The sequence below is a fragment of the Frankia sp. AgB32 genome (assembly GCF_023243045.1).
Taxonomy (GTDB): domain Bacteria; phylum Actinomycetota; class Actinomycetes; order Frankiales; family Frankiaceae; genus Frankia.
In genome coordinates this window covers 1-11,222 of record NZ_JALKFX010000094.1, presented here as the reverse complement: position 1 = coordinate 11,222, position 11,222 = coordinate 1, and the positions used below count along the sequence as shown (strand labels likewise).

Sequence of the window (11,222 nt, the reverse complement as noted above, 5' to 3'; positions counted from 1 at the left end):
CGGGGGGGGGGGCGGCCCGCCGGGGCCGGCGCCCCGGGGGCGGGGGGGCGGCCCCCCGCCGCACGGGGGCCCCGCCACGACGGGCCGCCCCATCCCGAACCGGACGACCCGGCACCAGGCAGCCAGGCCGCCGGCGAGCTGGGCCTGGCGGCGATCATCACGACCACCGCCCGGGTCCGCGCAGACTTCGACGAGGTCGTGGCAACCCACCGCGGGCACCTCGCCGCTCTGGGCGCCGCCCAGGAGCAGCTCGCCCGGCTCACCGCGCAGGCGGCCCGCATCGGTGCCCCGCACCCGGCGGAGCTCACCGAGGCCGCCGCGGCACTGGCGCCGCTGACGGCCGCCGCGGCCACGGATCCCCTCGGCATCCCGCCGCGTGAACCGCAGCGGGCCCGGGCGGCCCTCGACCGTGCCGCGGCGACCCTCGATCAACTGGCCAGGGCCTACGACACTCTCGACGGCGGCTTGCGAGACGCCAGCGCCGTACTGGACGCGGTCCTGGCCGCTGTCGACGACGGGGAACGGTCCGCTCTACAGGCCGCGGCGAAGATTCGCCCCGCCAGTGGTGAGCTGCTGCGGCTGCCCGACGGCTGGCTGGATGATCCCGGCCGCGGCCTGCGCCCCTGGCTGGAACGCCTGTGCGGGCTCGCCGCCGGCCCTGCGCCCCGGCGCCTGGCCGCCGCGCGCGGGCTCGCGGCCTGGCGGACCGTCGCCGACGAGACCCTGACCCAGGCCCGGCGGGTCGCCGAGGTGAACGCACTCCCGCTGCGGCAGCGCGACGAGCTGCGTGGCTTTCTCCGCGCGCTGCGGCAGAAGGCCGCCGCGACCGGCCTCGCGGAGGATCCGGCGCTGGAGCGGCTGTATGCCGGCGCCCACGATGTCCTGTACACCGCGCCGACGGACCTGGCAGCGGCCCGGGAGCAGGTCGTCGCCTACGCGGCCGGGTTGAACGACGCCCCGCGACGCACCGCGAACGACGAAGGACGGAGTAGGACGGCGTGACGGTCATCTCCTGCCCGGAACCGGGCTGCCCGGGTGTCATCGAGGACGGCTACTGCACCGAGACGGGACTGGCCTACACCGACCCCGCCGCTGCCGTGCCGACCGCGGATGCCGGTCCGGCCCGCGCCCGGGAGACGGCCAGCCCAGGCGGTGCCAGCCCAGGCAGCGCTGGTTCGGGCGGCGCTGGCTCGGGCAGTGTCAGCGGGTCGAGTCGGTCTGGCCACTCGCGCCGGTCGGGGCGGTCCGACGGGCGCCGCCGTGGCCTCGGTGGCGGCATCGTCGAGGTCCCGGAGCTGCCCCTGCCCGAGCCGACCGCGCGCCTACTGGCCTCCCCGAGCGTCCCGGAGCCGCGGCGGTTCTGCCCGCGGGGGCATCCGGTCGGGCGGGGCCGGGACGGCCGGCCGGGCCGCACGGTCGGGTTCTGCGGTGAGTGCCAGGCGCCGTTCTCGTTCGTACCGGCGCTGAAACCGGGGGACACCGTCGGCGGCTACGAGATCGCCGGCGCCATGGCCCATGGCGGTCAGGGCTGGATCTACCTGGCCCGGGATCGGTCCGTCGCCGACGACTTCTGGGTGGTGCTCAAGGGCCTGCTCGACGAGGGCGACCCGGACGCCCGCGCCGCAGCCATCGCCGAACGGCGTTTCCTCGCCTCGGTCGACCATCCCGGCATCGTCAAGATCTTCACGTTCGTGGAGCACAGCGGCACCGGGTACATCGTCATGGAGTACGTCGGCGGGACGTCGCTGAGCGACGTCCTGAAGAGCCGCCGGGCCGCGGCCGGGCACACCGACCCGCTGCCGGTGCACCTGGCGATCTCGTACATCCTCGCGGTCCTGCCGGCCTTCGCCTACCTGCACCGCGCCGGCCTGGTCTTCTGCGACTTCAAGCCGGACAACGTGATGCTCACCCGGGACACCGTCAAGCTGATCGACCTGGGTGCCGTCCGCCACCTGGACCAGGACGGCGGAGTGGTCTTCGGGACGAAGGGCTACCAGGCACCCGAGGTACCCGAATCCGGCCCGTCCATCGCCTCCGACCTGTACACGGTGGGCCGCACGCTCGCCTCGCTGGCGCTGGACCTGCGCGGGAACACGAGTACCTACCAGCACGCGATCCCGCCGGCCGCCGATCATCCGGTGCTCGACCGCTACGACTCGCTGTACCGCTTCCTGCTCAGGGCGACGGCCATGCTCCCGGACGACCGGTTCGACTCGGCCGAGGAGATGCACGACGAGCTCGAGGGGGTGCTGCGGGAGGTCGGCGCGGACGTCACCGGCCAGCCGGCCCGGTCGACCAGCCGACGGTTCGGCGGCGACGCCCATCCGACCGGACGCGCGGCCGACGGCACCCCCGCCGGCCCACCGTGGACGGTGCTGCCGGCGCTGCTCGTCAACGAGTCCGATCCGGCGGTGGTCGCGCTCGCCCGGCTGCCCGCCGTCGCCGCGGAGGACCTGGAGCCCCTGCTGAACGCGGCCGGGATCGACGGAGTCGAGGTACGGCTGCGGCTCATCCGCGCCCAGATCGAGGCCGCCCGGTTCGACCGGGCGCGGGACCTGCTCGACGCCCTGGCGGCCGAGGACCCGTGGGAGTGGCGCACCGCCTACTACCGGGGGATGGTCAGCCTCGCCGAAGGGGACGCCACCGCCGCCCGCGGCCACTTCGACCGGGTGTACGCGCACGCCCCCGGGGAGCTGGCGCCGAAGCTGGCGCTGGCGCACGCGGCCGAGGCGCAGGGCGACCTGGCGTACGCCGAACGGCTGTACAACATCGTGTCCCGCACCGACGACACGTACACCAGCGCCACGTTCGGCCTGGCCCGGGTCCGGGCGGCGGCCGGCGACCGGGCCGGTGCGGACGCGGCCTACCGGCGGGTGCCGCCGGCGTCCGCCGCCCACGTGGACGCCCAGGCGGCGCTCGCCCGCCTGCTCGGAACGGTCACCGCCGCCGGCACGCCGTCCCGGGCGGACATCGCCGCGGCCGCGGTCCTGCTGGAGACGCTGAACCTCGACGGGGTCCGTCGGGTGGAGCTGACCCGGGAGCTGCTCGGCGCCGCGCTGGACCTCATCGAGCCGGGCCCGATCGCGCCCGGCGACGACATCACGATCGCCGGCCGTCCCCTGCGCGGCCACGACCTGCGGCTCGGCCTTGAACAGGCCTACCGGCAGGCCGCCCGGCTGGCCACCACCGAGGCCGAACGCCACCGACTGGTCCAGCAGGCCCATCGGGTCCGGCCCTGGACCCTGGTATGACCGCCGCCCCGACCGGCCCCGCCCGCGCGGGTGAAGCGGCCCGCCCGGCCGATCCCGCCGTCGCCGCCCGGCCCGCCCGTCCGCTCCCCGCGGCCCCGCCGACCTGCCCGTCGTGTGGGGCCGACGCGCTGCCCGTCGACCGGTTCTGCGAGGCGTGCGGCACCGCCCTCCACCGGGGCGCCGTGCCGGCCCTGCCCGTCGAGGTGGCGCCACCGGCACCGGAGCAGGAACCGGAACAGTGCGCCGAGTGCCGGGGCGTCGAGCTTGATGCCGACGGCTACTGCCTGACCTGCGGCCTGCGGCGCGCCCGGCCCGAACCCGACCCGGACACGCGGACCGAGCTTGACCTCGGGCCGGTCGCGGGAGTCTCCGACCGCGGCCTGGTGCACAGGGCGAACGAGGACGCGATGGCTGCCGCCGTCATCTCCGCCGCCGGCGAGTCGGAGGGGACCGTCCGCGCGGATCCGCCGCCGGGCGGGTCCCACGCGTCCGGCGCGGCGATGGCAGCGGTGGTGTGCGACGGGGTGTCCCGGGCCGCCGGTTCCGGCCCGGGAGCCCGCACGGCGGTGGCGGCCGCGTTGAACTCGCTGCGGGCGGCGGCTCCGGCCGTCCTCGCCGCGCCTGAGGTCGACCCGGGTGGGCGGAACGGGGCCGGTGCGGGCGGGCTCGCGGGGGACGCCCTGCGCGCCGCGGCCGCGGCCGGGCAGGCGGCGATCGTGGCCGTGCCCGTCGCCCCGGGGGACGAGCCGTCCTGCACCTTCGCGGCGGCCCTGTACGCGGCCGGGGAGCTGACCGTCGGCTGGCTCGGCGACAGCCGGATCTACCTGTTCGACCAGGCCGGCGCGCGGCTGCTGAGCGCCGACGACACGGTTGCCGCCCAGGCGGCGCGCGACGGGCTCATCCCGCCCGAGGTCGCCGAGACCGCTCCCGGCGCACACACGATCACGAGCTGGCTGGGCCGCCGCAGTCCCCGGACCACTCCGCATGTCCGCACCGCCCGGCCGGCGGGACCGGGCCGCGTCGTGGTCTGCACGGACGGTCTGTGGAACGGCGTCTCCGCGCCGGGCGCGATGTCCGCGCTCGTCGCGGAACTGCCGGCCGACGTGGGGGCGGCCGAGGTCGCCCGCCATCTGGTCGCCGCCGCCCTGCGCGCCGGCGGCCGGGACAACATCACCGTCGTCGTCATCGACATCCCCGGGAGTGCCTGATGGTGTCCTTCACCTGCGCCGTGCACCAGAACCCCTACCTGCCCGAGAACGGCACCCAGGTCGACGTGGTCGTCACCGTCACCGCCGAGGCCGACGGCGCGCTGCCCGGCGAAAAAGGTGGGACCGGCACCGGGAACGCGGCGGCGGGTGAACGCGGGCCGGACGCCGTGGAGGTCATCCTGCTCGACTGCTCCGGGTCGATGTCCATCGGCCGCCGGATCGAGGAGGCCCGGCGGGCCGCCGCGGTCGCGGTCGACACGTTGCGCGACGGCGTTGCGTTCGCCGTCATCCAGGGCACGAACCGGGCCCGCCAGGTCTACCCGAACAAGGGTCTCGCCATCGTGTCCGACCGGACCCGCGAGGAGGCGAAGACCAGGATCGGACAGCTGCAGGCGACCAGCGGCACCGCCATCGGCACGTGGCTGCTGGCGGCCCGTGATCTGATGCTGACCGCGCCCGGCGCCATCCACCACGCGCTCCTGCTCACCGACGGGCAGAACTACGAGGCGCCAGGGGCGTTCGCGGCGGCCCTGGCGGCCTGCGAGGGCGTCTTCCAGTGCGATGCGCGGGGCGTCGGTGACGACTGGAACGTCGACGAGCTGCGCAGGATCGCGACCGCCCTGCTCGGCAGCGTGGCCCTGCTGCGGGAGCCGGCGGGCATCGCGGCCGACTTCCAGGCGGTGATCCAGACGGTGATGGGTCGCGGTGTGCCGGACGTCTGGCTGCGGATCTGGACGCCGCGGGGCGCGCGGATCCGGTTCGTCCGGCAGGTCTCGCCGCAGATCGACGAGCTGACCGACCGGGCCGCGGCCGTCAGCGATCTCATCCGCGACTACCCGACCGGCGCGTGGGGATCGGAGACGCGGGACTACCACGTGTGCGTCGACGTGCCGCCCGCACCGGTCGGTGGTCGGCGCCTCGCCGCCCGCATCAACCTCCTCCACGGCGAGGACACCCTGTCGACGGCGAAGGTCGAGGTTCTCTGGACCGACGACAGCGCGGAATCCACCCGGATCAACGAGGTCGTCGCCCACTACACCGGCCAGGCGGAGCTGGCCCGCGCCATCCAGGACGGGATCCGCGCCCGCCAGGCCGGCGACGAGGACACCGCCGCGATCGCCCTCGGCCGGGCGGCCCAGCTCGCCTCGGTGGCCGGCGACGAGGACACCCTCGCCCGCCTGGCCAAGGTCGTCGACATCGTCGACGCGCCCACCGGCCGGGTCAGACGGCGCGAGGCCGTCGAGAAACTCGACGAGATGGATCTGGACGCGTCGTCCACGATGACCACCGGCGTGAAGATGCCATGAGCGCCGTCTGCCCCGAAGGGCACCTGTCCGACACCGACGACTGGTGTGACACCTGCGGCTCGCCCATCGCCCCTGACACGCCCATCGCCCCTGACCGGCCCATCGCCGCGCCGACTGGCGCGGGGACCGGCCCGGGGGTCGCCGCGGCCGGGCCCGCCGGACTCCTCGGACGACGGGCCGGCGCCGCCCCGGCTGACCTGTCACCGACGGCTCCGCAGGCCTTGCCGCCGAGCGCTCCGCCGCCGTCCGCCCCGTCCTGCCCGGTCTGCGCCGAACCGCGTTCGGGCGGCCGCTACTGCGAGGCCTGCGCCTACGACTTCGAGACGGGCGCCGCGCCCGCGGCCGCCGTGCCGGTGGCGATCCCCGCGCATGCCCCCGCAGCGGCGGAGCCGGCCGTCGGCTGGGTGGCCGAGGTGTGCCCGGACCGGGCGTTCTTCGACCGCAACGACGACGACATCGCGTTCCCGGACCAGGTCACGCGGCGCGCCATCACCCTGGTCGGCGACCGGTCGGTCATCGGACGACGCAGCTCCCGACGCAACATCTTCCCCGAGATCGACCTGGCCCTGGCCCCGGAGGACCGCGGGGTGTCCCGCGTGCACGCCTTCCTCGACCACACCGACGACGGACGGCTCGCCGTCACCGACGCCGGCTCCGCCAACGGCACCTGGATCGGCGACGACGCCAGCCCGATCCCACCCGGCCGCACCGTCCCCCTCGCCGACGGCGACTCGTTCCACGTCGGCTCCTTCACCCGCATCACCGTCCGCCGCACCTGACCCGCGGACGCGGACCACCGGAGTGGACGGCTTCGTCCTGGGGGCGAGCCTGGACAGCGTCCGACAACGAACGCCCTCAGCCACGCAGCCTCGCCGCGGGGAGTAACGATCAATGGTCCGGACTGCCCTCAGCCGGACCGGCCGCGCCGGGGGCTGGTCGCTCTGGGGGGTCGGTGGCGGATTCGCCCGCCGTGATCGGCCGGACACGACCTTAGCCGCACCAGGAGTGCGGCCAGGCGGTCCGCCAGGTTCAGTACACGGCAGCTGGGCGGCTCCTGCGGCTTGGCGGTCGGTTGTTCAGCGCACGGCGATCGGGTTGACCGGGGAGCCGACCGCGCCGGTGACCGGGAGTGGGCCGGCGGCGAGGAAGAATTCGTAGACGCCGTCGGCGGCGCAGGCGGCCGCGAGCGCGTCGAGGTCCCACATCTCGCCGAGAAACAGGCCGATGTGGGGGATCGCGACCTGGTGCAGAGGCTGGAAGGCGTGGTCGAACTCGTTGGGCCGCACCTCGAAGCCCCAGGTGTCGGTGGCGATGGCCGCGATCTCGGTGCCGTGTAGCCAGCCGGCGGTCGTGAAGGACAGCCCGGGCGCCGGGCCGCCGGCGTAGTCACCCCAGCCGTCGCGGCGAGCCCGGGTGAGCTGGCCGGTGCGCACCAGCAGGAGGTCGCCGCGGCCGACCGCCGCCGAGGCGCCCTGCCGCTCGATGGTCCGCTCGAGGTGCTCGGTGGTGATCGCGAAGCCGTCGGGCAGTTCCCCGTCGACGCCGATCGCGCGGCCGACGTCGAGCAGGACGCCGCGGCCGACGATGACGTCGGCGACGGTCTCGATGCCGGTGACGTGGTCGCCGAGGCTGGTGACGACCTTGTCGGCGCGCCGGCCGTTCCAGGCCATGCCGTGGTCGAAGATGTGGCCGAGGCCGTCCCACTGGGTGGAGCACTGCAGCGGCATGGCGATGACGTCGTCGGCGCCGCCGATGCCGTGGGGGAAGCCCTGGTCGCCGTGGACCGCGTCCACTCCGGTGTCGAGCATGGTGTGGACCGGGTTGGTGCGCCGCCGCCAGCCCTTCTGCGGTCCGTCCATGTCGAAGCGCTGCGCGAGCGAAAACGACTCGCCGGTGCGCACGAGCGTCGCCGCCGCGCGGCGCCTGTCCGCGTCGAGGAAGTTCATGGTGCCGCGCACGTCGTCCGGGCCCCACCGACCCCAGTTGGAGACGCGCTTGGCGGTCGCGGCGATGGCGCTTTCCGGGTCGGTCCGGTCGAGGTCGTCGGGGCTCACTGGTCGCTCCCAGGTGATTGTGCGGGGGACGGCCCGAACAACCGCGACGCGGCCTTACGGGCCAGCGCGGGGTCGCGCCGTCGGGCAGGGGGCAGCGTGGGGGCCGCCTCGGCGACGCCGACGACGTTGCTGAGCGAGCCGAGGCCATCGACGGTGAGCGTGACGACGTCGCCCGCTGCGAGGGCAGGGGGATCCTCCCGCCCACGCCGGCCCCACAGCTCGCCCAGACAGCCACCGTTGCCGACAGTGCCCGAGCCGAGCACGTCGCCGGCCTCGACCCGGCTGTCCCGGGACGCATACGCGATCATCGCCTCGAACGTCCAGCCCATGTTGGCGAGCAGATCGCGACCGATCTCGACGCCGTTGATGCTGACCGCACACCACAGCCGCAGGAAACCGTCCTCGTCGCGATGGGGTTCCAGTTCTTCCGCGGTGACGATCCACGGTCCGAGGGTCGTGGCGAAGTCCTTGCCCTTCGCCGGGCCGAGGCCGACCTGCATCTCGCGGCCCTGCAGGTCACGCGCCGACCAGTCGTTCATGATCGTATAGCCGAACACGAGGCCGCGGGCCTGCTCCACGCTCAGCGAGCGGCCCGTCCCGCTGAGGATGACGGCGACCTCCAGTTCCAGGTCGCGCGCCGTGCAGGTGGCCGGGAAGGGCACCGTCTCGTCGGGCCCGAGGATGGCGTGCGGGTTGGTGAAATAGAAGGTGGGCGCGTCGTACCAGGCGTCGGGCACGCCCGCGGAACCCTCGATGGCCTGGCGGATCCCCTGCACGTGCTCCTCGAAGGCGACGAAGTCGCGCACGGAGGTGGGACGCAGCGGGGCCCGTAACCGGACCTCCGCCAGCGGGTGACCGGGGCTGCCGAGCGCCTCGTCGGCGCTTCGCCGAGCCGCGTCCAGGCCGCGCCCCACGACGTCGTGCATGGTCAGTCCGGGCGGGAACGGGTGGACCAGGCCGTTCGCGACGACACCGACCCTGGGCTGGTCCGCGTCCGCACCGGCGTTCGCCGTAAAGGTGGCGAGTTTCATCGAATTACCTCTCAGCTCGGCGGGCCGGGGCTTCAGGCCGGCTGGCTGACAAGGTCGGCGATCTCGCTGCGGCGGCGGTCCATCGCATCGGTTCCTCGCGGTCGATCGGGCCCGACAGTAGAGATCTCACGGTAGTGAGACGAGCACCAGAGCGGAAATACACAGCGTGGTTGGCTGCGATTCACCGCCGCGATGACTCGGCGGACCACGCGCCGAGCTCGCCTCACCCGGCGGCGAACCGTCACAGCCCGCGCGGCGGTCGGACTCGGAGGACCTGGCTGTCGGGCACCTCCGCGGGGGGCGGGCCACGGCTCGCAGCACGTGGACGGCGAGTACATTGCGCACTGCCGGGGAAGGCGACGCGGTGGGCTACGGGGAAATCAACAGCATCGTCAGCGGCGTCAGGCCGGACCCCGGCCCCAGGAGATGCCCGTTCCCGATACCCCGTTCGCCGACTCGGCCGCCTGGACCCGCGCGGGAGAGAGTTGGGGGTTGTGGTGTCCGAGGAGGCCAGGTCGTCCGGTGTGGGCTTGGGGGGCCGGGTCCGGTGGGGTAGCGAGACGGCGCTCGTCGATGACGAGGAGGCGAGGCGTCGGCTGGTCGCGGCGGCGCAGCGGGTTCTGGTCGCGCGGGGAACCTCGCGGCTGACGGTGGACGCCGTCGCCAAGGAGGCGGCGGTCGTTCGGTCCACGGTCTATCGCTATTTCGGGTCTCGCGACGAGCTGATCCTCGGTGTGGTGCTCAGCCGGGTCGACAACGGGATGCGGCGTGTCCTCGGGATGTTGGAGCACCCGGACGACGCGGCCCGGTCGGTCGTGGATCTGCTCATGCACTCGATCGGTCTCGTGGCGGGCGATCCACTCAACGAGATGATGTTCTCGGGGGAGAGCCGCTGGTTGGTCACCTCGTTGGAGCTGCGGTCCGAGGCCGTCGCCGACGCGTTTCATCTCCACCTCGGCCCGCTCCTGGAAAGGTGGCGCGCGCAGGGTCAGCTCCGCGCGGATCTCGATCTCCGGGAGACGAGCCGGTGGATGAACACCGTGGCGCTGCTGCTGCTCGGCCCGCCGTGGGCGACGCGGCCCGACGAGGCGAAACGGGACTTCGTCGAGCGTTACATAGTGCCCGGGCTCCTTCCCCACCCAGGGAGAGGGTGACGGGCCGGTCCCGCGACCGACCGTGAGCGCAGGATGGCCCACCCGCCCACCGAAGCTTGGATGTGCGCGCCGCCGCGCCAAGGCCTCACGCCGGAGGATCGGACGTCGTCGGGCACGACGATGGCGTTGCTGGTGGTGGCGAGGTCGGCGTCGGTGAAGCCGAACCTGATTCCAGAGTGCGCGGTCAGGCGGTCAGGCGGCCGTAGAAACGGCTGAGTGAGGCGAGGAAGTCGCGGAAGTAGGCCTTCGTCAGCTGGGCGTCGGGCATCATCTGGAAGCCGTGGTAGCCCCCGGCGTAGACGTGCAGTTCGGTCGGCACCCCGGCTTCGATGAGTTTCGTGGCGTAGGCCAGGTTCTCGACCGCGAACAGGTCGAGCGAGCCCACGCAGAGGAACGTCCGCGGCAGCCCCGCCGCGGACGGCACCCGCGAGGCGGCCGCGTACGGCGAGACGCCGGCCGCACCGGGTTCGGTCCCGACCAGCAGATCCCGCTGGAGCGGGCGTTCGCGGCGCCGTACGAGCTCTCGGCCCGGCTTGGCCGTCCGCTCGATGTGACCGGGCTGGCCGAGTTCGACCCGGATGAGCTGGGTGCGATCTTCTCTCGCCCGCCGGCGCTGCACCGGTTCCCGGGTTCGATGGCCAAGCGGGTGCAGTCGCTCTGCCGGTTGATCATGGATGCTTACGACGGTGACGCGGCGGCGGTGTGGACGAGCGCGGCGGACGGCCGGGTGCTGCTGAAGCAGGTCGCGACCCTGCCGGGCTTCGGGGAGCAGAAGGCGAAGATCTTCGTCGCGTTGCTGGGTAAGCAGCTCGGCGTGAACCCGCCCGGCTGGCGGGAGGCGTGCGCGCCGTTCGGCGAGGACGGCAGCTACCGCTCGGTCGCCGACATCACCAGCCCCGAGTCCCGGGTCAAGGTCCGCGACTTCAAGAAGGCCATGAAGGCCGCTGCCAAGGCGTGAGCCACCTGACCGCGCTCCAGTCGCCGCGGCGCGCTGAGGGCGATGGCTTGATCGGCCTGTTGGCCGCAGAGCGACTTTCGGCTTTCGACAGACAGACCGGGGGCTCTGTCGGGGGCAGCCCGGATCGACTGGAGTGGTCAGCGTGTTATGGCTGCTCCTGCGCTGGCAGGCGACATCCCATAGCCCAATGGCGCTTAGTTAAGCGGTCCGGGCAAGGATGATCTTCGGTGGCTGATCATGTCGGGTGCCGGTGTCTGTT

Annotated in this window: 9 protein-coding genes and 1 pseudogene; 7 read left to right on the top strand and 3 right to left on the bottom strand. The window is 73.8% G+C overall.

What is annotated here, in order from left to right; all coding sequences use genetic code 11:
• The 5 genes from MXD60_RS22000 to MXD60_RS21980 form a co-directional block, all read left to right on the top strand.
• Positions 1–1,002 (top strand): hypothetical protein (locus MXD60_RS22000; RefSeq protein ID WP_248821234.1); only part of this gene is annotated, 1,002 nt, incomplete at its 5' end.
• Complete coding sequence (locus MXD60_RS21995; RefSeq protein ID WP_248821233.1) at positions 999–3,251, top strand: serine/threonine-protein kinase; 2,253 nt, start codon at positions 999–1,001, stop codon at positions 3,249–3,251. The genes MXD60_RS22000 and MXD60_RS21995, both read left to right, overlap by 4 nt.
• Positions 3,248–4,459: a protein phosphatase 2C domain-containing protein gene (locus MXD60_RS21990; protein ID WP_248821232.1), complete on the top strand. Its 1,212-nt coding sequence runs from the start codon at positions 3,248–3,250 to the stop codon at positions 4,457–4,459. The genes MXD60_RS21995 and MXD60_RS21990 overlap by 4 nt, the downstream gene beginning before the upstream one ends.
• Complete coding sequence (locus MXD60_RS21985; RefSeq protein ID WP_248821231.1) at positions 4,459–5,766, top strand: VWA domain-containing protein; 1,308 nt, start codon at positions 4,459–4,461, stop codon at positions 5,764–5,766. The genes MXD60_RS21990 and MXD60_RS21985 overlap by 1 nt, the downstream gene beginning before the upstream one ends.
• Positions 5,763–6,545, top strand: a complete 783-nt coding sequence (locus MXD60_RS21980; protein WP_248821230.1) for an FHA domain-containing protein — start codon at positions 5,763–5,765, stop codon at positions 6,543–6,545. Before MXD60_RS21985 ends, MXD60_RS21980 begins: the two co-directional genes overlap by 4 nt.
• A 297-nt stretch (positions 6,546–6,842) precedes the next feature.
• On the opposite strand, the gene MXD60_RS21975 is transcribed toward MXD60_RS21980, so the two are convergent.
• Entirely contained in the window at positions 6,843–7,820 is a 978-nt protein-coding gene (locus MXD60_RS21975) for a cyclase family protein (RefSeq protein WP_248821229.1), read from the bottom strand.
• Entirely contained in the window at positions 7,817–8,851 is a 1,035-nt protein-coding gene (locus tag MXD60_RS21970; RefSeq protein ID WP_248821228.1) for a fumarylacetoacetate hydrolase family protein, read from the bottom strand. Before MXD60_RS21970 ends, MXD60_RS21975 begins: the two co-directional genes overlap by 4 nt.
• 524 nt (positions 8,852–9,375) lie before the next feature.
• On the opposite strand from MXD60_RS21970, the gene MXD60_RS21965 reads away from it, so the two are divergent.
• Positions 9,376–10,005, top strand: a complete 630-nt coding sequence (locus tag MXD60_RS21965) for a TetR/AcrR family transcriptional regulator (RefSeq protein WP_248821227.1) — start codon at positions 9,376–9,378, stop codon at positions 10,003–10,005.
• 184 nt (positions 10,006–10,189) lie between these two features.
• On the opposite strand, the gene MXD60_RS21960 is transcribed toward MXD60_RS21965, so the two are convergent.
• Positions 10,190–10,486 (bottom strand): alpha/beta hydrolase, encoded by a 297-nt coding sequence (locus MXD60_RS21960; RefSeq protein ID WP_283098777.1) that lies wholly within the window; start codon positions 10,484–10,486, stop codon positions 10,190–10,192.
• Between MXD60_RS21960 and MXD60_RS21955 the strand changes: the two are divergent.
• Positions 10,481–10,963, top strand: a pseudogene (locus tag MXD60_RS21955) (HhH-GPD-type base excision DNA repair protein); the annotation flags it as partial. The gene MXD60_RS21960 and the pseudogene MXD60_RS21955 sit on opposite strands and share 6 nt — an antisense overlap.
• Positions 10,964–11,222: the final 259 nt, after the last annotated feature.

What these genes read in the sequence shown, in the direction of transcription:
- MXD60_RS21990 (WP_248821232.1), top strand. Translation starts at nt 3,248, where the DNA reads ATGACCGCCGCCCCGACCGGCCCCGCCCGCGCGGGTGAAGCGGCCCGC.
- MXD60_RS21985 (WP_248821231.1), top strand. Translation starts at nt 4,459, where the DNA reads ATGGTGTCCTTCACCTGCGCCGTGCACCAGAACCCCTACCTGCCCGAG.
- MXD60_RS21980 (WP_248821230.1), top strand. Translation starts at nt 5,763, where the DNA reads ATGAGCGCCGTCTGCCCCGAAGGGCACCTGTCCGACACCGACGACTGG.
- MXD60_RS21970 (WP_248821228.1), bottom strand. Translation starts at nt 8,851, where the DNA reads ATGAAACTCGCCACCTTTACGGCGAACGCCGGTGCGGACGCGGACCAG.